This is a genomic window from Xanthomonas sp. F4, from assembly GCF_011761895.1.
The window spans coordinates 221,198-244,948 of the sequence record NZ_JAASQX010000006.1; the positions used below are offsets into that span (position 1 = coordinate 221,198).

The 23,751-nt window shown below is 69.4% G+C and carries 13 protein-coding genes; 12 read left to right on the plus strand and 1 reads right to left on the minus strand.

Features of this window, described 5'->3' with window-relative positions; all coding sequences use genetic code 11:
- Positions 1-155: 155 nt before the first annotated feature.
- The 4 genes from FHR66_RS17805 (at position 156) to FHR66_RS17820 (ending at position 9,513) form a co-directional block, all read left to right on the plus strand.
- The gene (locus tag FHR66_RS17805) at positions 156-2,546 is read left to right on the plus strand and encodes a TonB-dependent receptor plug domain-containing protein (RefSeq protein WP_160969074.1); all 2,391 of its coding nucleotides are present in this window, start codon (positions 156-158) and stop codon (positions 2,544-2,546) included.
- Positions 2,547-2,877: 331 nt separating this feature from the next.
- Entirely contained in the window at positions 2,878-5,295 is a 2,418-nt protein-coding gene (locus FHR66_RS17810) for a TonB-dependent receptor plug domain-containing protein (protein WP_160969075.1), read from the plus strand.
- A 587-nt stretch (positions 5,296-5,882) separates the two neighbouring features.
- The gene (locus tag FHR66_RS17815) at positions 5,883-8,267 is read left to right on the plus strand and encodes a TonB-dependent receptor plug domain-containing protein (protein WP_160969076.1); all 2,385 of its coding nucleotides are present in this window, start codon (positions 5,883-5,885) and stop codon (positions 8,265-8,267) included.
- Between the two features lie 814 nt (positions 8,268-9,081).
- Positions 9,082-9,513, plus strand: coding sequence for a hypothetical protein (locus FHR66_RS17820; protein ID WP_160969126.1), 432 nt, complete (start codon positions 9,082-9,084; stop codon positions 9,511-9,513).
- Here the strand turns inward: FHR66_RS17820 and FHR66_RS17825 are convergent.
- The gene (locus tag FHR66_RS17825) at positions 9,503-11,014 is read right to left on the minus strand and encodes an MASE1 domain-containing protein (protein WP_160969077.1); all 1,512 of its coding nucleotides are present in this window, start codon (positions 11,012-11,014) and stop codon (positions 9,503-9,505) included. The two genes, FHR66_RS17820 and FHR66_RS17825, sit on opposite strands and share 11 nt — an antisense overlap.
- A 525-nt stretch (positions 11,015-11,539) precedes the next feature.
- Here FHR66_RS17825 and ybaL point away from each other — a divergent pair.
- The 8 genes from ybaL (at position 11,540) to FHR66_RS17865 (ending at position 23,737) form a co-directional block, all read left to right on the plus strand.
- Positions 11,540-13,219, plus strand: coding sequence for a YbaL family putative K(+) efflux transporter (gene ybaL, locus FHR66_RS17830; RefSeq protein ID WP_160969078.1), 1,680 nt, complete (start codon positions 11,540-11,542; stop codon positions 13,217-13,219).
- A 205-nt stretch (positions 13,220-13,424) separates the two neighbouring features.
- Complete coding sequence (locus FHR66_RS17835) at positions 13,425-14,156, plus strand: HpcH/HpaI aldolase family protein (protein WP_160969079.1); 732 nt, start codon at positions 13,425-13,427, stop codon at positions 14,154-14,156.
- Between the two features lie 79 nt (positions 14,157-14,235).
- Positions 14,236-16,314, plus strand: a complete 2,079-nt coding sequence (locus FHR66_RS17840) for a TonB-dependent siderophore receptor (protein WP_167087999.1) — start codon at positions 14,236-14,238, stop codon at positions 16,312-16,314.
- 249 nt (positions 16,315-16,563) lie between these two features.
- Complete coding sequence (locus tag FHR66_RS17845) at positions 16,564-17,790, plus strand: ATP-grasp domain-containing protein (protein ID WP_160969083.1); 1,227 nt, start codon at positions 16,564-16,566, stop codon at positions 17,788-17,790.
- Positions 17,787-19,583 carry an IucA/IucC family protein gene (locus FHR66_RS17850; protein ID WP_160969084.1) on the plus strand — a complete coding sequence of 599 codons (1,797 nt, stop codon included), beginning with the start codon at positions 17,787-17,789 and terminating at the stop codon, positions 19,581-19,583. The genes FHR66_RS17845 and FHR66_RS17850 overlap by 4 nt, the downstream gene beginning before the upstream one ends.
- Positions 19,580-20,752, plus strand: a complete 1,173-nt coding sequence (locus FHR66_RS17855; protein WP_160969086.1) for an MFS transporter — start codon at positions 19,580-19,582, stop codon at positions 20,750-20,752. The genes FHR66_RS17850 and FHR66_RS17855 overlap by 4 nt, the downstream gene beginning before the upstream one ends.
- Entirely contained in the window at positions 20,730-22,487 is a 1,758-nt protein-coding gene (locus FHR66_RS17860; protein WP_160969088.1) for an IucA/IucC family protein, read from the plus strand. Before FHR66_RS17855 ends, FHR66_RS17860 begins: the two co-directional genes overlap by 23 nt.
- A complete protein-coding gene (locus FHR66_RS17865) occupies positions 22,484-23,737 on the plus strand; it encodes a type III PLP-dependent enzyme (protein ID WP_160969090.1) in 1,254 nt (417 codons plus the stop codon). The genes FHR66_RS17860 and FHR66_RS17865 overlap by 4 nt, the downstream gene beginning before the upstream one ends.
- The last annotated feature ends 14 nt before the right edge of the window (positions 23,738-23,751 follow it).

Genomic DNA, 23,751 nt, shown 5'->3' on the forward strand with positions numbered 1-23,751 from the left:
CCGAGAAAATCCGACCCAGGTCCGTTTTTGTATACGCGCCGGCGTGAAAAACGGATTTCAATCCGATGGCAATCGCTGCACCGCAGCATTGCACCGCCCACACCGGAAATCGCCAGACCCACGCCAATCCTCCCAGCCACTGGAGTCTCCGCCCGATGACGCAACGCCGCCTCCCCCTCGTCAGTGCCGTCCTGCTCGCGCTCGCCTCCGCCAACAGCCTCGCCCAGTCCCAGCAGGCACCGACCACGCTGGACAACATCATCGTCACCGGCACCCGCATCTCCGACCGCACGGTGGCCGAATCGCAGTCGCCGATCGACATCATCGCGCCCGAGGCGCTGCAGGCCACCGGCGCCAGCGACCTCGCCAGCGCCCTCGGCAAGTTGTTGCCGTCGCTGAACTTCCCACGCCCGGCGATCAACGACGGCAACGACGCGCTGCGCCCGGCGACCCTGCGCGGCCTGTCGCCGGATGCGGTGCTGGTGCTGCTGGACGGCAAGCGCTACCACACCACCTCGCTGGTCAACTACAACCCCTCGGTCGGGCGTGGCTCGGCGCCGGCCGACCTCAACTCGATCCCGATGTCGGCGATCGCGCGCATCGAGGTGCTGCGCGACGGCGCCTCCGCGCAATACGGTTCCGACGCCATCGCCGGCGTCATCAACATCGTCCTCAAGCACGGTGCCAAGGCCGGCAGCAACAGCGTCGCGGTCAACGGCGGCATCATGGACAAGGGCGACGGCGCGCAGAACGGTATCGACGGCTCCTACGGTCTGGCCTTCGGCGGCGCGGCCGGCGGCGAGGCGCCGGGCTGGGTGCGAGTGTCGTGGAACTACCAGAACGCGATGAACACCAATCGCGCCGAGAACACCGACAAGGCCACCACGCTCGCCGGCGCCGCCAACCCCAGCGGCGTGCCCTACGAGCGCTACGGCGACCCGGCGGTCAAGACTTACCAGGGCTTGGTCAACTTCGGCTACGCGCTCACCCCGCACGTCGACCTGTACGGCTACGCCAACTTCAGCCGCCGCGAGGTGCTGTCCAACGGCTACTACCGCGCCTGGGACAACAGCGACCGCAACGTGCAGGCGGTCTATCCCAACGGCTACCTGCCGCAGATCTACAACCCCTCCAACGACCGCGCCGCGGTGCTCGGCGTCAAGGGCAGCACCGACAACGGCTGGACCTGGGACGTCTCGGCCGACTACGGCAAGAACGACGTCACCTTCGACCTGCGCAACACCATCAACACCAACCTGTACTGGAGCACCGGCGCCTCGCCGACGCGCTTCAACGCCGGCGGCTTCCGCAACGAGCAGAACGCGCTCAACGCCGACTTCAGCAAGTCCCTGGACTGGGGCCTGGCCTACCCGGTGAACCTCGCCTTCGGCGCCGAATACCGGCAGGACAAGTACGCCGTGGTCGCCGGCTCACCCACCTCGATCTACTTCGATCCGAACGCCATCAACCCCGAGACCGGCGCGCCCTACCCCGGCGGCTCGCAAGTGTTCCCCGGCCTGTCGCCGACCGTGGCCGGGCAATTCCAGCGCCACAGCAAGGCGGTGTACGCCGACCTGGAAGCGGACCTGACCGAGCGCCTGTCCGGCGGCGTGGCCGCGCGCTACGAGGACTACAGCGATGCCGGCACCACCCGCTCGGGCAAGCTGTCGGCGCGCTACCAGCTCAACGACGCCTTCGCCATCCGCGGCACCATCTCCAACGGCTTCCGCGCGCCCTCGCTGGCGCAACAGAACTACGCCTCGGTGGTGACCCTGCCGGTGGACGGCGTCCTCAGCCAGATCGGCACCTACCGCACCTCCGATCCGGTGGCCATCGCCCTCGGCGCCAAGCCGCTGTCGCCGGAGAAATCCACCAACTACAGCATCGGTGCGGTCTGGCAACCGGGCGGCGGCTTCAACGCCACCCTGGACCTGTACCAGATCCGCATCTGGGACCAGATCCTGTATTCGGACCAGATCTCGCTGGCCGAACCGATCGGCCAGGTCAGCGCAGCTCAGTTCTTCGTCAATGGCGCCACCACCCGTACCCGCGGCGTGGACTGGGTGAACAACTACCTGCTCGACCTCGACCGCGCCGGCACGCTCAACCTCAGTTTCAGCGCCAACTACAACAAGATCGAGATCCTGGAGATCTCCGATCCGAACTTCGGCCGCGCCAGCCAGGGCCTGCTGACCGATGCCACGCCGCGCACCAAGTACGTGCTCAGCGGCGATTGGAGCCTGGCCGGCTGGACCCTGCACGGCGACGCCACCCGCTACGGCGCCATCACCCGCCGCGGCGACGAGGCCGACGGCAGCCAGGACCAGGGCTTCGCCGCACGCTGGCTGCTGAACCTGTCCACCAGCTATGCCTGGCACGACCTGACCTTCACCGTCGGCGCCGACAACGTCACCAACCAGTACCCGACCCGGACCGCGCTCAACAACATCTACGACGACCGGCCCAACGGCCTGCAGTACTCGCCGCTGTCGCCGTTCGGCTTCAACGGGCGCTACTGGTACGGACGGGTGAGCTACCGCTTCTGAGCGAACCTGGCGGGCGTCGCCGCGACAAGCGGCGACGCCCTGCCACGCGTGACTTCGCGCGGCCAACAGGCCGATGCCGCAGCTGTCCCGATGGGGCGCGGACGCTGCTCGGCCTGCATAGCCGCCTCGCCATTGCGACTGCCGTCCGCTCTCGGCGGCGGCACGCGGCGTTCTGCCGACCCTTAGAACGTAATGGAATAAGAACATGCGCTTGCATCCTGCGACGCAGCACGCATGTTAAAAAATAATTAGACATCCCTGAGGACGCGGCCCGCCGGCCTTGCCGGCCGCCGCGGCCCCGCCTGCCGTTTCGGCACCTGTTGGAGTTTTCATGAACCGTCCGTTGTCGCTGCTGGCGAGCGCCGTGCTCGCCGCCCTCGCCGTCCCCTCCTTCGCCCAGACCGCGCCCGACGCGCCGAGCACGCCCAGCACGCCCAGCACGCCCAGCACGCCCAGCACGCTGGACACGGTGATCGTCACCGGCACCCGCGTCAGCGACCGCACCGTCGCCGAGTCGCAATCGCCGATCGACATCATCACCCCCGAAGCGCTGCAGGCCACCGGCACCTCGGAATTGGCGACCGCGCTGTCGCGCGCGCTGCCCTCGCTGAACTTCCCGCGCCCGGCCTTGACCGACGGCACCAGCGGCATCCGCCCGGCGCAGCTGCGCGGGCTCTCGCCCGACCAGGTGCTGGTGCTGGTCAACGGCAAGCGCCGCCACACCTCGGCGATGATCAACGTCAACGGCACCATCGGCCGCGGTTCCTCGGCGGTGGATCTCAACGCGATCCTGATCGCCGCGATCGAGCGGGTGGAAGTGCTGCGCGACGGCGCTTCGGCGCAGTATGGCTCCGACGCCATCGCCGGCGTGGTCAACATCGTGCTCAAGGGCGCCGGCGAAGGCGGCAGCCTGGCCGTGGAGCACGGCCAGTACTCGGCCGGCGACGGCGCCAAGTCGCAACTCTCCGGCGACGCCGGGGTCGGCTTCGGCGATGGCCGCGGCAGCCTGCACGTGGCCGGGCAGATCAGCCAGCAGGACGCCACCAACCGCGCCGGCCCCTACCAGGGCACCGCGCCGAACACCGGCAACTACCCCGGCATCGGCCAGACCACCTTCGTCTACGGCGACCCCAAGGTCGATGCCACCGCGGTCTCGGCCAACAGCGAGTTCCGCTTCAGCGACAACCTCACCGGCTACGCCACCGCGATCGCCAGCAACCGCGACATCACTTCGTTCGCGTTCTACCGCTCGCCCAACCACAACGGCCAGACCGCGCTGCTGGCGCAGGTCTATCCCGACGGCTACGTGCCGCAGATCGAGCAGTACTCCAAGGACCGCTCGCTGGTCGCCGGCCTGAAGGGCAGCACCGCCGGCGGCTTCACCTGGGACGTCAGCTACAACTACGGCTACAACAAGGTCGACTTCCACACCGCCAACAGCATCAACTACAGCCTCGGCGTCGACAGCCCGAGTCGCTTCTACGACGGCGCGCTGGAGTACACCCAGAACGCAGTCAATGCCGACTTCACCCAGCCGCTGGAGTGGGGCCTGGCCTATCCGGTGACGCTGTCCTTCGGCGCCGAATACCGCCAGGAGAAGTGGAACCAGTCGCCGGGCGAGCCGGCCTCGTACACCGGCACCACCGGCGGCGCGCAGGGTTTCGCCGGCTTCGCGCCGCTCAACGCCGTGCATTCGGACCGCCACAACTACGCGGTGTATGCGGGACTGGAAGCCGACCTCACCGACAAGTTCTCCGCCGGCCTCACCGGCCGCTACGAGGACTACTCGGATTTCGGCAGCAAGACCTCCGGCAAGCTGTCGGCGCGCTACGCGTTCACCGACAAGGTGGCGCTGCGCGGCACTGTCGCCAGCGGCTTCCGCGCGCCGTCGCTGGCGCAGCAGCAGTACCAGGCGGTGACCAGCAGCTACATCAACGGCAGCTTCTTCGAATCCGGCACCTTCCCGGTGAACAGCGCCGTGGCCCAGGCGCTGGGCGCCGCGCCGCTGAAGGCCGAGACCTCGCTGTCCTACAGCCTGGGCCTGGTGCTGCAGCCGGTCGAGCGCCTGTACCTGACCGTGGACGCATACCAGATCGAGATCGACGACCGCATCCTGCTGTCGTCCAACCTCAACGACGCGGCGGTGCTGGGGCAGCTGCGCGGGCTCGGCTACAGCAACGTCACCAGCGTGCGTTACTTCAGCAACGCCGCCGACACCCGCACCCGCGGCGTCGACGTGGTCGGCACCTACAGCATCCCGTTGGCGGCCAGCACACTGGACCTCACCGCCAGCTACGGCTACAGCAAGACCGACATCACCCATGCGGTGACCCAGCCGCAGGCGCTGGCCGCCATCGGCTCGACCCAGACCACCCTGGGCCGCGACGAGATCGGCCGCCTGGAGGACAGCTACCCGAAGGACAAGCTGATCCTCAGCGGCACCTGGAAGCTGCCGAAGTGGGACCTGAGCCTGGCCGCCACCCGCTACGGCGAGTTCACCGTGCGCAATTCGGCCACCGCCACCCGCGACCAGACCTACGGCGCGGACTGGGTGGTCGACGCCTCGGCCAGCTTCAAGCCGAGCACGAACTGGACGCTGACGCTGGGCGCGGACAACGTGTTCGACCAGTACCCGGACAAGACCGACAACCTGATCAACTCCACCTACGGCATGCTGCCGTACAGCAACTACTCGCCGTACGGCTTCAACGGCGCCTACGTGTACGGGCGGATCAATTACCGCTGGTGATCGCATGAGTGGGCGTCGATCGCGCCTACGTTGAGCGGCATGACGACGGCCCGGGTCTCCGGGCCGTTGTTGTGTTCGGGATTCGGGATTGGGGATTGGGGATTGTTCGCAGCGTGCCGTGCTGTGGCGGCCCGTGGCTTCTTGTAGGAGCGGCTTCAGCCGCGACCCTGCGCAGTCCGCGTCGCGGCTGAAGCCGTTCCTATGGGGTACCAGGGGCATGCTCGCGACATGCGGTGCCCGTACAACCACGCGCGCGCGACACCGTGCTCTGCCCTGTGCCGCGCAGGCCGCCTCCTGCACATCGCACTGCGAAAAACGCCGCAGCGCCCGCGCGCAGGCACGGCCGCGTGCACCACGTCCGCGCGCAGCGCCGGCATTTTGTCTACGAGGCCGGAAAATCCAGGGATTCGCTCTGCCGCAACGCCTGCAGCGGTGGTTGCAGTTGCAACCTCAGCGCCGCCCTTAACGGAATATTGACTCCACTGACATCAACCGGTAATCCCTAGGGAGCGTCGCCGCATCCGCCAGGGGACAGGGGAGTGCGCATGCAGCGGCGCCCCTCCCCCACTTCTGGAGCCGCCTCCCCCATGACGCGCACGCTCACTCCGCTCGCCCACGCCGTCGCCTTGTGCCTGGCGACGTCCGCCGTTTCCGTCCACGCACAGAACGCCGGCAACGCGCAAACGCTGGACACGGTCATCGTCACCGGCACCCGCGTGGCCGACCGCACCGTGGCCGAATCGGCCTCGCCGATCGACATCATCTCGCCGGAGACATTGCAGTCCACCGGCACCACCGAACTGGCCACCGCGCTGTCGCGCGCAGTGCCCTCGCTGAACTTCCCACGCCCGGCGATCACCGATGGCTCCGATGCCGTGCGCCCGGCGCAGTTGCGCGGGCTCTCGCCGGACCAGGTGCTGGTGCTGGTCAACGGCAAGCGCTACCACACCACCGCCCTGGTCAACCTCAACGGCGCGCAGGGCCGCGGCTCTTCGCCGGCCGATCTCAACACCATTCCCATCGCCGCGGTCGAACGCATCGAAGTGCTGCGCGATGGCGCCTCCGCGCAATACGGTTCCGACGCCATCGCCGGCGTCATCAACATCGTGCTCAAGGGCAGCGGCACGGGCGGCAGCCTGGCCGGGCGCTACGGCAAGTACAGCGCCGGCGACGGCGAGCAGTACCAGCTCTCCGGCGATGCCGGCCTCACCTTCGCCGAGACCGGCAGCGTGCACTTCGCCGCGCAGGCCGGACACCAGGACCAGACCGATCGCGCCACGCCGTACCAGGGCCAGGTGCAGCAGCGCTACGGCGACCCGGACGTGGACCAGGGCGCGTTCTCCTACAACGGCCAGTACAGCCCGGCCGACTACATCACCTTCTATTCCTACGCGATGCTCAGCCGCCGCGAAGTGCTGTCCAACGGCTACTTCCGCTGGTCCGGCGACAACCGCAACCGCCCGGAGATCTATCCCGACGGCTTCCTGCCGCAGATCTACAACGTCAGCAAGGACGTGTCCTGGGTCGGCGGGGTCAAGTCCAGTACCGCCGGCGGCCTGGCCATCGACCTCAGCTACAACTACGGCCGCAACGACCTGAGTTTCGACGTGCGCCACAGCCTCAACAACAGCCTGGGCCTGGCCAGCCCCACCGAGTTCTATGCCGGCGCGCTGCAGGTCACCCAGAACGTGCTCAACGCCGACTTCAGCAAATCGCTGGAGGTCGGCCTGGCCTATCCGGTGACCCTGGCCTTCGGCGCCGAATGGCGCGGCGAGAAGTTCAACGAATCGCCGGGCGAGCCGGCGTCCTACGTCAACGGCGGCATCCCCTCGGCCAACGGCACCCTGCTGCCGGGTGCGCAGGTGTTCGCCGGCTTCAAGCCCAGCGACTCCGGCCACTACGACCGCAACAGCTACTCGGCCTACCTCGACCTGGAAGGCGACATCACCGACAAGTTCTCCGCCGGCCTGGCCGGGCGCTACGAGAACTACAGCGACTTCGGCGACACTGCCACCGGCAAGCTGTCGCTGCGCTACGCCTTCAGCCCCAAGGTCGCGCTGCGCGCGACCGCCTCCACCGGCTTCCGCGCGCCTTCGTTGCAGCAGCAGTATTTCCAGTCGGTCGCCACCAACTTCATCAACGTCGCCCAGCCCGACGGCAGCATCGCCGCCACGCCGTTCGAGATCGGCACCTTCCGCACCGACAACCCGGCGGCGATCGCGCTCGGCGCCGAACCGCTGAAGGCCGAGAAATCCAAGAACTACGGCCTGGGCCTGGTGTTGCAGCCGGTGGACGCGCTGTACATCACCCTCGATGCCTACCGCATCGACATCGACGACCGCATCGTGCTCTCGGAGAACCTCACCTCCACGGCCGTGCGCAACTACCTGCAGGGCAACGGCTACGCCGGCATCGGCGGCGGCCGCTATTTCACCAACGCCATCGACACCAAGACCCAGGGCGTGGACGCGATCGGCACCTACAAGCTCGCGCTGCCCGCCAGCAGCCTCGACCTCACCGCCGGCTACAACTACAACAAGACCGACATCGAGAAGATCGCCGGCAACCCGGCGGTGCTGGAAGCGATCGACCCGACCGCGGTGCGCATCGGCCGCGCCGAGATCGGCCGCATCACCCGCGGCTCGCCGCGCGACAAGTTCTTCCTGAGCAGCGTGTGGTCGCCCGGCGCCTGGGCCTTCACCGCCACCGCCACGCGCTGGGGCGAGTTCACCGACTTCGGCACCACGCCCGCAGCCGACCAGACCTACGCGGCCAAATGGACCCTGGATCTGTCGGCCGCCTACACGCTGGGCCGCTGGCGCGTGACCGTCGGCGGCGACAACGTGCTCAACGAATATCCCGACCGCTCTCGCGCCGGCGCCGGCACCCGCACCTATCTGCCGTACAGCACGTCCTCGCCATTCGGCTTCAACGGCGCGTTCGCCTACGCCAACGTCAACTACAGTTGGTAAGCGCATGCGGCGGCAGTGTTCCGGCACCGCCGCCGTCTTCGCCACCGGCGACGTCGCGACCGCACCGGCGGGATGCCGGTGTGCGATGGCAGGCGAGGCCACTGCCATGCCTTGGGAATTGGGATGCGCAGCAATGCCGTGGCGAGGAAGATTCGGCAGGCCACATGTACGCCGGCATGGCAGACGCGGTTCGGCAGCGCGCGGCGCACCTTGGCCATCGCCATGCCCATTGCGTTTTAAACCGCCGCCTCGACCGATCACGGCAGCACGACGTAAATGCGTCAAGCATTCGTCGCACGATAGAAATACATCAGGTTATTGAGTAACAGTCACTTCGCCACATTCAATCAGCGCGATGCCCGGCACGGGAACGCCGTGCCGCGTTCGAGAAACTCCCTGTGGCGGCGATTGTCTTCCCAGCGCTATAGAACGCAGGCGATAGACGGCTGCATTCGATCCGGCGCACCAACAAAGACCGCCTATGCGCACATCCGCGGCGAGGCGACCGGCCGCACGCGGCGGCTATGCCGCGCAGGCGTGACCGCCCTGTGTGGCATGGAAACTGCAGTGAGCACAGCGCCCGACGCCCCGGCGATGCCGGACTGGTCCACGTAAGGGTGCGTGACCTTGGGGCCATACCTGAGCAGTCGATGCGGCGCACTTTTTCGGGACTCATTCCCGAATATATAAAAGTGATACGCATCACAAGTATGAATCGATTGATTATTTGTCAACAGTGGCCTGTTGCGATTCGCGTAATGTGGAATCGCCTGAACGGCAGGCAAAAAAACCCCAACAGGGGAAGGACGTGATTATGTGGAAGACTTCCAAACTCGCGACGCTTTCGGGCGTCGTACTGATCTCGGCGCTTGCGTCGAACGCTTACGCGCAGAGCTGCTGTCCGGGCGGTGGTGTCGGCACGCCGATCGCCATTCGTGGCTTGGGCGAAAGCGCACCGGCGGCGACCAACCTGTCCACCAATGCCTCTGCGCGCATCTATCAGTTCGAGCGTAACGGCGTGACCTACCTGCAGATCAACGACAGCACCGGCCAGGTGCGTGGTGCGATCGGCCGTGTCGGCGACACCGCATGGGTGACGCCGATGGGCAAGGACGTGGATCGGGTGAGCACCGTCGACACCTTCGACAGCAGCCGCGGCACCGTGGTCTACGACGCGCGCTACTTCACCGTGCAGCTGGCCAGCGGCACCAACGGCGACGTCTGGACCGTGACCATCAAGAAGTAACGGTCCTTTCCAGCGGCTCGGAGATCAGGAAACTGATCTTTCGCTCATGACGGCGCCGGCAGGTGCCGTCATGAGCCTTCAACCGGCTGGCCAGCTCCCAGTCCATCTCGTCGGAACTGTGCTGCTTGCGGCCGCTGCCCGGCATCGCTGCATCGGCTTCCAGGGTTACCACCACACCGCGCTTGCCACGTGCCGACCAGACCCGTGCCGTGATCGTGTGCCGGCCTGCATTGGGCAGGATTTCCATGGCATTGAGCACGCAGCGGTACGCCGCCAGTTGCAGCCCGATCGACAGCCGCCGCGAATCCCCGTGCAGGCGTGCCTCGACCTCGGTATCGCAGGCGTTGGCGAAGGCGACCGAATTCAGCGCGCCATACAGGCCATGGGTTTCGATATCCAGCGGGTACAGTGCAGCGACGTAGTCGTCCAGCAGCTGCGCCTGGATCACCCCGGTACGGTTCATTTCCATCGCCGCGGCGTAGTGGCCGTGCTGTTTCAGCGTGGTGGCGATGTCGCGGCGCAGCTTGTTGATGTGCACGTGGATGTCGGTGTACTCGATCACCCGGTTGCGCAGGGTGCGCTCGGCCGACATGTAGCTGGCCTGGGCGACCTGCAGCGCCTGCCTTTCGGCAAAGCCGAAGCGTTGCGCCTGGTCGAAGGCGACAGACAGCTTGGCGCCAAGGGAAGCTAACGCAGTCACCGCGAATGCCACCAACAACTGCACCTGCAATGTGTCTGCATCGTAGGCACCGGCATAGTTGGTCTTTGGCAGGGACATAGCCACTGCAAAGTTGGCCATCACCACACCGATTGCAGCGCCCCGCCAGGCATGCTTGAAGGTCAACCAAACGGCAGGCGCAATCATCAGAACCAGGACGAACTGGCGCAGAACGCCCTCGACCTGCATTGCGCCCGCGAACAGGACGGCCATCAACAGCGCGGCGACGCCTGCGCTGTGCAGCAGCGTCCTTCGGTCACCTGCCTCCCCCTCTGCTCGCCTGACCCAGAGCAGTGCGGGAAAGACGAACATGACGATACCCAGATAGAAACCTATCCAGAACTTCAGCGTATTCTCCAGATTGATGTAGGCGGCAGGCCCACCCAACAGCCAGTTGGTCCCCTTGTTGACGAGCACCGCCCACAATGCCGCGCACAGGCAGATCAGCGGCAGCCAACTCTGCTCGACCCGGAAATCAGGAAGGCTGCGCCGGACCGCCCAGGGCAGCAGCGAGAAGGCCGGCATCAACAGGAACGAGCTGCCATAGACCCAGGCCGGATTTGCTCCCACCTCGATCATCGGCACACGCATGCTCAACAGCGCCGCAGCATCTCCAAGAAACACGTAGGGCCAAAGCCGATACGGGAGAAACAGCAGTGCTGCAGTGCGCAGTCCGATCGGCAGGAACCATTGATCCAGAGAGCAGTGCCATACAGCCAGGTAGGCCGCGCAGTACACGGCGCTCAGGAGGAGTCCCTTCGCGAAAGTAGTCAATCTAGCCATGCCACCCTGTCCTGCAGGACGCCCGATGGGGCGCAACAAGTGGCGCAAACATACACCAGGGAATGGGCCGAAACAGTAGACAGTTAACGTCCGTCATGCGGTGTAATGCCTTTCCTGACAGGGAGTTGCGTGCGCCCCCCGATCGCTGCGACCTCCATCCCATTCAGGGTGTCGGGGAGCAGGCCTGCAGGGGCATGGTGCAGGACCGCCACGGGCCAACTGCGCAGCGACGGACGCCTGGCCGCCCCTCCTTCCCTGCCTGATCCGGACCGGCGCGTCACGGGGACGGGCCAACCCCTCCAGCCAGCCTCAGCTGATCCGTTCAGGCCATGACAGGTCGAGCCTGGCCGGGCACCGGACGCTGGCCGCTCGCTGTCAGTCGAACCACCCGCCCCGCGCGCAACGCCCCAGACGCGCGCGCACCAGGCGCGGGCAGCCACTGCCGCCGCTCCACCCCGCCACACCGATTTGCCGACAAAAGCCCCGATCGGCGACACTCGGGGCCTACTTGTTCTGCGATCCTGAATGCATCACGACACCAGTCTCATCGACATCATCGCGGTCGGGCTCGCGCTCGCCTTCATCCTCGGCACGCTCGCCCACCGTCTCAAACTCTCGCCGCTGGTCGGTTACCTGGTGGCGGGCATCTGCGTGGGCCCGTTCACGCCCGGCTTCGTCGCCGACCAGGCCCTGGCCAACCAGTTGTCGGAACTGGGGGTGATGCTGCTGATGTTCGGGGTGGGGCTGCACTTCTCGCTCGAAGACCTGATGGAAGTGAAGTGGATCGCGATCCCTGGCGCGCTGGCGCAGATCGCGGTCGCCACCCTGCTCGGCTGGGGGCTGGCCTGGAGCATGGGATGGCCGACCCTGCACGGCCTGGTATTCGGCCTGGCGCTGTCGGTGGCCAGTACGGTGGTGCTGCTGCGGGCGATGGAGGAGCGGCGCCTGCTGGAAACGCTGCGCGGGCGCATCGCGGTCGGCTGGCTGATCGTGGAGGACCTGGTGATGGTGCTGGCGCTGGTGCTGCTGCCGGCGCTGGCCGACGCGCTCGGCGGCAAGGGCGCCGACACCGGCGCGATCCTCGGCGCGCTCGGCATCACCCTGCTGAAGATGGCCGCGTTCGTGGCGGTGATGCTGGTGGTCGGCCGCCGCGCCATCCCGTGGGCGCTGGAGAAGGTGGCCGCGACCGGTTCGCGCGAGCTGTTCACCCTGTCGGTGCTGGCGATCGCGCTGGGCGTGGCGTTCGGCTCGGCCACCCTGTTCGGCGTGTCGTTCGCGCTGGGCGCGTTCTTCGCCGGCATGCTGCTGAAGGAGTCGGAGCTCAGCCACAAGGCCGCCAGCGACTCGCTGCCGCTGCGCGACGCCTTCGCGGTGCTGTTCTTCGTCTCGGTGGGCATGCTGTTCGATCCGCACATCCTGCTCGAGCATCCGTGGCAGGTGCTGGCCACGTTCCTGACCATCACCGTCGGCAAGTCATTGGCCGCGTTCGTGATCGTGCGTGCGTTCGGCCATCCCACCGGCATCGCCCTGACCATCTCCACCAGCCTGGCGCAGATCGGCGAGTTCTCCTTCATCCTCGCCGGCCTGGGCGTGAGCCTGGCGATCCTGCCCGAGACCGGCCGCGACCTGATCCTGGCCGGCGCACTGCTGTCGATCATCGCCAACCCGCTGCTGTTCACCTGGCTGGACCGCTGGCAGGCACGGCAGGCGGTGGAGGCGCCGGTGACCGTGGAGCCGGAGTTGCCGCCGGGCCCGTCGCTGGACCTGGTCGACCACGCCATCGTGATCGGCTACGGCCGGGTCGGCAGCGCGCTGGCGGCGGTGCTGCGCGAGCGCGGCGTGCCGGTGCTGGTGATCGACGACAACCGCGACCACGTCGAGCGCGCCCATGCCGACGGCATTCCCGGCATCCGCGGCAGCGCTGCGGCCGACCGGGTGCTGGCCGAGGCGCATCCGGACAGGGCCAAGATCGCGATCCTGGCGATCCCGCAACCGCTGGAGGCCGGCGAAGCGCTGGCCAAGCTGCGTGCGCTGAACCCGGCGCTGACCCTGCTGGCGCGCGCGCACAGCGATGCCGAGGTCAAGCACCTGCTCGACCACGGCGCCGACGGCACGGTGATGGCCGAGCGCGAGCTGGCCTATTCGCTGGCGGAGATGGTGATGGCGACGCCGCCGTACCGGGGGATGCGGGCCGCCGCGCGCTAAGCGCACGGCGGCAGGGATTGGGGAGTGGGGAGTGGGGATTCGCAAAAGCGGCTCCTCTTCGGACGGTGAGCCGCAGAGCGAAAAGCGCGGTAGCGCACAGAAACCGTCTACCGCGGCTGTAATGGCCCGCAGCGAATCTTCTTGATAAGCATTCTCGTTTGCGGCAGGATTGCGCTCCCTTCCCCAGTTCCGCTCGCCCTCCCCCATGGCCTGCAAGATCGGGTTGCTCAACTCCGTGCCCAGTGCCCTGCTGTGCGAGATGTTCGGGCATGTCGGCTACGACTTCGCGGTGCTCGACCTGGAACACGTGCTGCGCTCGCCGGCCGAGCTGGAACACGCCATCCGCGCCTGTGAGCTGGGCGGCTGCGAACCCTGGGTGCGCGTGCCCGAGGTCGATGCCAAGCTGATCGGCCGGGTGCTCGACGCCGGCGCCCGCGGGGTAGTCCTGGCCGGGCTGGACAGCGCCGAGCAGGCCGAGCGCGCGGTCGCCGCCGCGCACTTCCCGCCGCATGGCCGCCGCGGCATCACCGGCGGCCGCGTCACCGGCTTCGGCAGCGTGGGCCTGGCCGACTACATCGCCCGCAGCCGCGCGCGCCTGCGGGTGATCCCGATGATCGAGAGTGCTGCCGGCGTGCGCGCGCTGCCGCAGATCCTGCAGGTGCCCGGCGTGTCGCTGGTGATGGAAGGGGCGCTGGATCTTGCGCTGGACCTGGGAGTCGGCCCGCACCCCACCCATCCGCAGGTCTGGCAGCAACTGCTGGCGATCGACGCGGCCTGCCGCATCGCCGGCGTTCCCTTCTGCCCCAATCCCCGCGACGCCGCGCAACGCGCGCACTGGCTGGCGCAGGCGGACCTGCAGTGGCTGTTCGCCGGCGAAGACCGCGCGCTGCTGCAGGCCGCGTTGCGCCAACGCGCGGCCGACCTGCGCAGTCCCTGACCGTTTTCGTGCCCTTGGAGTCGTCGTCTTGATCGCTTCGCTTTCCCCTTCGCTGCTGGCCGTCGCCCTCGTCGCCGCCATGCTCGCCCCCTCCAGCGCGCGCGCCGAGGACACCCCGCCCGACGCCGACGCGCAGGCGCGGATCCGCCAGCTCGACGCGGTGCAGGTGCAGGGCAGCCTGCTCGGCCGCTCCACTGTCGAAGACGTGCAGCACTACGCCGGCAGCCGCCAGGTGATCGACAACGCGCAACTGCGCAACGGCGCCAACCGCTCCCTGGACGACGCGCTGCAGAAGGTGCCGGGGATCAAGGTGTTCGACGAGACCGGCACCGGCGCGCTGCCGCAGATCATGCTGCGCGGCCTGTACGAGAGCCGCAGCGGCCGCGTGCAGGTGCTGGAGGACGGCATTCCGCTGGCGCTGGCGCCATACGGGCAGACCAGCCTGTCGCTGTTCCCGGTCGGCCTAAACCAGGTCGACCGCATCGACATCGTGCGCGGCGGCGCGGCGGTGCAGTACGGCCCCAACAACGTCGGCGGGGTGATCAACCTGATCAGCCCGGACATCCCCACCACCTGGACCACCACGCTGGGGCAGAAGGTCACCGCCGGCGGCGCCGGGCATTACCTGGGCGATACCGCGATCAGCACCGGCGGCTACGCCAGCGACACCTTCGGCCTGCAACTGGACGCCAACTGGACCAAGGGCGACTACTGGCGCGAGCACAGCGCCACCGACATCAAGAACCTGCGCCTGCGCGCGGAATGGTGGCTGGCGCCGGACAAGCTGCTCAAGGCCAGCGTGCAGCGCTACGTTGCCGACATGGACATGGCCGGCGCCTTGTCCACCGCGGACTACCTGCGCGATCCGCGCCAGTCGACGCGGCCGCTGGACGAATTCACCGGCCGCACCACCCGCGCCTCGCTGGTCTACCAGCAGGACTTCGGCGACGTGGGGCCGCTCCAGGACCTGCGCCTGGACTGGAGCAATTTCAGCGCGCGCAGCAGCCGCAACTTCATCGTCGGCATGCGTTCTTCGGCCAGCGAGACCTGGCGCCCCGACCTGCCGCCGCAACTGCGGCAGAGCGCGCCGCGCGATTTCCGCGTCTACGGCAGCGAGCCGCGACTGAGTTGGAAAATGGGCTCAGGCGCGGTGACCCAGCAATGGACGCTCGGCGCGCGCGCGATCAACGAGGACATCGACTTCCTGGTCGGCAACACCCGCCTCAGCGACGGCCTGTACACCCTGGTGCGCGACTGGCGCTTCAAGGACCGCGGCGCCGCCGCCTACGTCAGCGACGCGATCGCCTTCGCCGACGGCCGCATCACCGTCACCCCCGGCCTGCGCTACGAGCAGGTCGATTCGCGCTACTACAACCTTGCCAGCGGCGCGCGCACGCGCAACAAGACCGACGACGTGCTGCCCGGCCTGACCCTGGGCGTCCAGGCCAGCCCGCAGTGGTACCTGTACGCCGACGGCCAGCGCTCGCTGCGCGCGCCGCAGGTCACCCAGATCATCTTCGGCGACAACCTCGACGCCGAACTCGCCTGGAACTACGAGGCCGGCGCGCGCTACCAGCCCAATGAGCGCACGCGCGTGCAGTTCGGCGGCTACCTGATCGACTTCGACCAGCAGATCCAGCTCGACAACACCACCCGCACCTACCGCAACCTCGGCAAGACCCGCCACCAGGGCGGCGAAGTGGAACTGCAGTGGAGCCCCGCGCAACTGCGCGCGCTGACCCTCAACGCCGGTTACGCCTACCTGGACGCACGCCAGAAATCGGGCGTGTACGACGGCCTGCGCGTGCCCTACACCTCGCGCAACCAGCTCACCCTCGGTGCGTCGTACCAGCCCGAATCCGGTCATACCACCGTCGCCGTTTCCAGCTATTACTTCAGTCGCGCCTTCAGCGATGCGGCCAACACCGTGCAGGAGAACGCGATCGGCTCGGTCGGCGAACTGCCGGCCTACTGGGTGTGGAATGCGCAGCTGAGCCAGGTGCTCAGCGAAGGCGCCAGCGGCAAGCTCAGCGCGTCGCTGGCGGTCAACAACCTGTTCGATCGCAAGTACTGGTACCGCGGCATCGACACCAGCCCCTGGGGCCGGCAGCCGGCGCCGGGCCGCAGCGTCACCGTCGGCCTCGAGTACACGTTCTGATCCACGCCGGCGTCGGACGACGACGCCGGCCGCCGCACCACCGCGCGCCACCACGGCGCGCCGCCGCCCGCGGGAGACGCGGGCCAGTGCAACGGACGCAGCCGCGTCCTTTCCCACCCAGCGCGCGCCCGATGCGATGCGCCAGGCAACCACGCGACCCTGCCGCAGCCGCGGCGCATGCCTCCCGTGTCCGCCTCCGCGCGGCCGCGCCGGCGGCGTGCGTGCGCCTGCGCCCGACGAGACCCGCACATGACCTCGCACGACGCTCCTCTGCTGATCCTCAGCCACGTCTGCCACCCGGCGGTGACCGATGGCTTCCTCCCCGCCGCGCAGCGCCTGGGCGTGCCGGTGCTGCTGCTGACCGACCATCGCCACGCGCACCTCGACCACTTCCGTCGCCATCCGCCGGCCGCACCGGTGCAGGTGCTGGAGTGCGACGTGTTCAATCCGCTGGGCATGCTCGACCTGCTCGGCAGCCTGCCGCAGCCGCCGCGCGCGGTGTTCAGCAACAGCGACCACCTGCAGACCAGCGCCGCCGTGGTCGCCGCCGCGCTCGGCGTGCCGGGCAAGGATTGGCAGGTCTGCTACGCGGCCAAGAACAAGGCGGCGATGCGCCAGCGGTTGCGCGCGCTCGGCCTGCCGGCGCCGTGGTTCTGCAGCCTGGCGCCGGGCGCGATGCCGCCGGCGCAGGCACCCTGGCCGTTGATCGCTAAGCCGCGCGAAGGCGTGGCCAGCCTGGACGTGCGCCACTGCGCCGACGCGGCGGCGCTGCAGGCTTACCTCGATGATTTCTGGCAGCGCCACCCGCAGCGCAGCGTGCTGCTGGAGAGCGTGCTGGAGGGCCCGCTGTTCACCCTGGAAACGCTCGGCGACGGGCGCACCCTGCAGCCGGTCGGCGGCTTCGACGTGCGACTGTCGGCGCCGCCACACTTCGTCGAGTGCGAGGCGCGCTGGCGTAGCGCCATCGACACCCCGGTGCTGCAGCAGGCGCTGGCGCAACTGCAGGCGTTCGGCATCGGCTTCGGCGTGTGCCACAGCGAGTTCATCCTCACCGCCGACGGCCCGGTGCTGGTGGAGATCAACTACCGCAGCATCGGCGACGGCCGCGAGTTCCTGCTCGATCGCCTGTTCGGCGGGCACTGGTTCGACAGCGTGCTCGGCCTGCACCTGGGCCGGCCGCTGCCCACGCTGCAGGCGCGCCGCGCGCAGGCGCTGGTGCGCTACTACGTGGCCGAGCACGACGGCACGCTGGCGGTGGCCAGCGCCGACCACGGCAGCAGCGACACGCATTGGGAAGCGCGCTACCGGCGCCTGCGGCAACCCGGCGACGCGATCCGCCTGAGCCATTCCAACAAGGATTACCTGGGCGTGCTGGACGTGCTCGCCGACACCGAGGCGGACCTGCAGCAGGCGCTGGCCAGCACCGAGGCGTCGCTGCACTGGCGTATCGACACCACCACCGGAGTGGCGGCATGAGCCAGGACGCCGACCGCCGTTACATCGACCTGCGCGTGATCGATGCCTGCCTGCGCGAGGACCTGCGCGGCATCGTCAGCCGTGGCGCCGCCGCCACCCCGCCGCCAGCGGTGCTCGCCGCCTGGGCGCAAGCGCCGCTGCCCGCGGACGCCACCTGGTGGCGCATCGCGCACCTGCCCGACGGCGAGCTGTGGCTGCCGCTGCGCCGCGCCGGTTACCTGCAGACCGTAAGCGCCTGCAGCGACGGCTGGGTCCTGCACACCGCGCAGCACAGCGCCTACGAATCCGGCGCGGCGCACTGGTTGGCGCGGCTGGGCGCCGGGCTCGACGCGGAGACGCAGGCGCTGCACCGCGCCTATGTCGAGGAAGCCGATTGCGCGGTGCGCCAGCGCGCGCTGGCGCGGCAGGCCTACGCGCAGCAACGGCCGCTGCTGGCCACCGCGCTGGATGCCGCCGACGCGCACGAACGCGCCTACCGCTGCGAACAGCTAGCCAGCCACCGCGACCACCCGTTCTATCCCAGCGCGCGCGCCAAGCTCGGCCTGGACGACGCCGACCTGCCGCGCTACGCACCGGAGTTCGGCCCCAGCTTCGCGCTGCGCTGGCTGGCGCTGCCGGCCGCGCAGGTCACCCAGACCACGCCGCCGCCGGCGTTCTGGCCGCGCCCGAGCATGCTCGGCCTGGACCCGGCGCTGGATGCCGACCACGTCGCCTGGCCCGTGCACCCACTGATCTTCGCGCGGCTGGGCGAGGACGGCTTCGCCCTGCCCGACGGCGCGATCGCTGCGCCGCAGCCGTGGCTGCAGGTGCGCCCGTCGCTGTCGCTGCGCACGGTGATCCCGCTGGCGTTTCCCGATCATCATCTGAAGCTGCCGGTACCGATGCGCACCCTCGGCGCGCTCAACCTGCGCCTGATCAAGCCGTCCACGCTGTACGACGGGCACTGGTTCGAACGCGTGCTATGCGACCTGGCCGCGCACGATCCGGCGCTGGGCGAACGCTACCTGCACGTGGACGAGGCGCATGCCGGCCACGTCGGCGAGACACGGCATCTCTCCTATCTGCTGCGCCGCTATCCGGCACTCCCGGAGGCGACCCTGGTGCCGGTGGCCGGCCTGTGCGCGACGCTGCCGGACGGGCGGCCGCTGGCCGTGCACCTGGCCGAGCGCTTCCATGGCGGCGACCTCACCGCCTGGTGGGACAGCTACCTGGCGCTGATGTGCCAGGTGCACCTGCGGCTGTGGCTGCGCTACGGCATCGCGCTGGAGGCCAACCAGCAGAACAGCGTGCTGATCTACGCCGCCGGCCGCGCGCCGCGACTGCTGCTCAAGGACAACGACGCGGCGCGGGTGATGCTGTCGCGGCTGCACGCGCAACGGCCGGCGCTTGCAGCGTTGGGCGCGCCGCGCGACGCGCGCATCCTGGTGCAGGACGACGACGCGCTGGCGCGGATGTTCTGCACCATCATCCTGCAACTGGATCTGCAGGCGGTGCTGGAAGGGCTGGCGGAATGGCAGCCGGGGCTGCGCGCGCCGCTGTACGCACTGCTGCGCGCGCGCCTGCACGGCACCCTGCGCGCGCTGCGAGAAGAAGGCATCGACACCGCGCCGGCGCAGGCGCTGCTGGACGCCCCCACGCTGCCGGTGAAGTACCTGCTCAGCGCCGGCAGCCTGCTCGGCAAGCAGATCACCGGCGCGGCGGACATCAACAAGTTCTACGGCGACAGCGCGCCCAACCTGCTGCGCGAGGATGCGCTGGCGGCGCGCGCGGTCGCGGCCGGGGCGGCGCGATGAAGCGCCTCCTCGGCCCGGTGCTGGCCGCGCACTATCTGGCCGCCTTCACCGCGCTGGGCATGCCGCTGTTCCTGCCGCAGGTGCTGCAGCAACTCGCACCGGGCGCGGCGATCGGCTGGAGCGGCGTGCTGTACGTGCTGCCGACCCTGTGCACCGCACTCACCGCCAGCGCCTGGGGCCGGCTGGCCGACCGCTACGGGCGCAAGCGCTCGCTGCTGCGCGCGCAACTCGGCCTGGCGCTGGGCTTCCTCATGGCCGGCTTCGCGCCGAACCTGGGCTGGCTGGTCGCCGGCCTGGTCGTGCAGGGCGCCTGCGGCGGCTCGCTGGCCGCGACCAACGCCTATCTCAGCAGCCAGGCGCAGAGTGGCTCGCTGGCGCGGGCGCTGGACTGGACCCAGTTCTCGGCGCGGCTGGCGATGGTCACCGCCCCGGCGCTGCTCGGCCTGGCCACCGCGCTGGGGCCGGCGCAATCGCTGTACCGCTATCTGGCGCTGCTGCCGCTGCTCGCCTTCGCGCTGAGCTGGCGGTTGCCGGCCGATCCGCCGCGCGCGCCGGCGACAGCCGCATCCACACCCGCCATGCCACACGCGGATGCGGCGCAGCGCCGCCAGCGCTGGGCGCTGTGGGCCACGCAGTTCCTGTTCTGCTTCGCGATGGTGGTGACCTTTCCCTATTTCCTGCCGTACGCGCAGGCGCACGGCATCGGCAGCACTGCGGTCGCCGGCCTGCTGTACAGCCTGCCGCACCTGGTCTACCTGGTGCTGATGCCGTGCTGGCGCGGTCGCGACCACCGCGTGTCGCCGCTGCCTGCGGGGCTGGCGCTGTTCGCACTGGCCTGCCTGCTGCAGATGGCGCCGCCGGCGCCCGGCTGGCTGATCGCGGCGCGGCTGCTGTTCGGCCTGGGCATGTGGATGGCGTTGCGCGGCCTCAACCGCACCCTGGCCGAGGTTGCGGGCGGGCGCGGCGCGGGCCAGCTGTTCGGCCGCTTCGATGCCGCCGGCAAGTACGCCGGCGTCGCCGGCGGTGCCCTCGCCGGTGCCCTGGTGCAAGGCCATGGCCTGGCCGTTCCGTTCCTCGCCGCCGCCGCGGCTGCCCTGCTGGCGCTGCTGCCGGCCCTGATGCTCACGTCCGTTCGGAGAACCGTCCATGTCCCCGTTGCCGATGCATGACCCGTGGTACGACAGCCTGGCGCAAGCGCAGGCGATCACCTGCTGGCTCAACTGCTACCTGCGCGAAGTCGCGCTCGATCGCGGCCTGGCCGACTTCGACTATCGCGGCCGGGACCGGCCCGGTGTGGCCGCTGCGGGCGAACGCTGGCTACGCCTGCAACTGCCCTCGGGCGCGACGCTGTGCGTGCGCCTGGCCCATGCCGACCGCCTGGGCCGCTGTCGCTTCGCTTCGGCGCCCTACCTGAAGGCCGACGGCCGTCCGTGGCACTGTCTGGACGCAGAGGCACTGGTGCGCCTGCTGCTGCAGGAACTCAGCGAAGGCGAGCAGGCGCCCAACCTGGAACTGCTGGCGCAGAGCGCCAACAGCGTCGCCATCACCGCGCAGCTGCTGCGCCAGGCCGACGCCGCGCCGCCCACCGGCGAGGCGCTGATCGATGCCGAGCAGTCGATGCTGTGGGGCCACGCCTTCCATCCCACGCCCAAGAGCCGCGAGGGCGTGCCGCTGGACCAGGTGCTGGCGTGCGCGCCGGAAGCGCGCAGCGCGTTCCCGCTGTTCTGGTTCCGCATCGACCCGCGCCTGTACCGCGCGCAGGGCGATGACGTGCGCGCCACGCTGGCGCAGGCCGGCGGCGGCGCCGACCTGTATCCCTGCCATCCGTGGGAAGCCGAGCGCGTCCTGGCGCATCCGCTGCTGCGCCAGGCGCAGGCGCGCGGCTGGATCGAACCGCTGGGCGAACGCGGCCTGGCGCTGCGCCCGACCTCGTCGGTGCGCACGCTGTACCACGCCGATCTGGATTACTTCCTCAAGCTGTCGGTGCACGTGCGCCTGACCAACTGCGTGCGCAAGAACGCCTGGTACGAACTGGAGAGCGCGGTGGCGCTGACCCGTCTGCTGGCGCCGGACTGGCAGGCGCTGGCGCAGCGCGTGCCCGGCTTCCACGTGCTGCTGGAGCCGGCCGCCACCGACCTGGATTTCTCCGCACTGGACGCCGATGCGCAGGCCTGCCGCGAGTTGGGCGAGAGCTTCGGCGTGCTGTACCGGCAGGCGATCCCGGCAGCGCAGCGCGCGCGCTATCGCCCGCAGGTGGCCGGTGCGCTGTTCACCAACGATGCGCGCGGCCAGCCGGCTTGCGCCGCTGCGCTGAAGACCCTGGCGCAGCGCACCGGCAGCAGCGCGGACGCGGCCACCGCGATCTGGTTCCGTGCCTACGCACAGCTGCTGCTGGACGGGGTGTGGAGCGCCTGGTTCGGCTACGGCATCGTGCTGGAGCCGCATCTGCAGAACACCGTGATCGGCTGCGAAGACGGCCTGCCGACGCAGGTGTGGATCCGCGACCTGGAAGGCACCAAGCTGCTGCCGTCGCGTTGGCCGGCCGCGCGCCTGCCCGGCATGTCCGAGACCGCGCGGCAATCGCTGTACTACAGCGCCGAACGCGGCTGGAACCGCATCGCCTACTGCGCGCTGGTCAACAACCTGGCCGAAGCGATCTTCCACCTCGCCGACGGCCACGACCGCCGCGAGCACCAGCTGTGGCAGATCGTCGGCGACATCGCCCGCCGCTGGCAGCAGCGCCACGGCGCACAGCCGACGCTGCAGGCCCTGCTCGACGGCGCGCCGTTGCCGGCCAAGAACAACCTGCGCCTGCGCCTGCTGCAACGTGCCGACCGCCATGCCGACTACAGCTTCCTGCCCAACCCGATCGGCAGCGCCGCGCTGCGGCAGGCGGCGGCATGAGCCTGCGCATCGATCCTGCCCCACTGCAGGCGGCGCTGGCGCGGCTGCGCGCGCAGGCAGACGGCCCGGTCTGCGCCTACGTCTACGACCTGGCGGCACTGCAGGCGCACGCGGCGATGCTGCGCGCGCACCTGCCGGCCGAGTGCGACCTGTTCTATGCGGCCAAGGCCAACGCCGAGCCCCCCGTGCTGCGCACGCTGGCACCGTGGGTGGACGGCTTCGAGGCGGCCTCCGGTGGCGAGCTGCAGTGGCTGCACACGCATCAGCCGGGGCGCCGGCTGCTGTTCGGCGGCCCCGGCAAGCTCGACGCCGAACTGCAGCTGGCCACCAGCCTGCCCGACTGCAGCGTGCACGTGGAAAGCCTGGGCGAGCTGCAGCGGCTTGCCCGCATCGCCGCGTCGGGTACCCGCCCGCTGTCGGTATTCCTGCGCCTGAACATCGTGGTACCGGGCATGCAGGACACGCGCCTGGTGATGGGCGGGCGGCCCTCGCCGTTCGGCCTGGACGTGGACGACCTGGACGCGGCCATGCAGCTGCTGCGCGGCGCGACCGGGCTGCGCCTGGACGGCTTCCACTTCCACCTGCTGTCGCACCAGCGCGATGCGCAGCTGCAGTTGCGGCTGATCGCGCACTACCTGCAGACCGTGCAGGGCTGGCGCCAGGCCTACGCCCTGGGACCGCTGACGGTGAACGCAGGTGGCGGCTTCGGTGTCGACTATGCCGATCCGGCGGCCTCGTTCGACTGGGCCGCGTTCTGCGCGGGATTGCCGGCGCTGCTGCGCACGCATGGCGAAGGCCTGCGCCTGCGCCTGGAGCCGGGCCGCTACGTCAGCGCCGCCTGCGGCTGGTACCTGATGGAGGTGCTGGACATCAAGCGCAGCCATGGCGCGCACTTCGCCATCGGCCGCGGCGGCACCCATCATTTCCGCACGCCCGCCGCGCAAGGCCACGATCATCCGTTCCTGGTGCTGCGCGGCACGCAGCCGCCGCTGCTGCGCGATGCGCGGGTGACCCTGGTGGGGCAGCTGTGCACGCCCAAGGACGTGCTGGCCCGCGACCAGCCGGTGGCCGCGCTGGCGCCGGGCGACTGCCTGGCATTCCCGCTGGCCGGCGCCTACGCCTGGAACATCTCGCACCAGCAATTCCTGATGCATCCGCCGCCGCAGATGCTGTTCCTCGACGGCCCGGCGCAGGCCCCCGATGCCATGCCGCAGCGCCGCATTGCCGACCCGGCCGCCGCCGCGTCATGATCCGGTCACCCGTG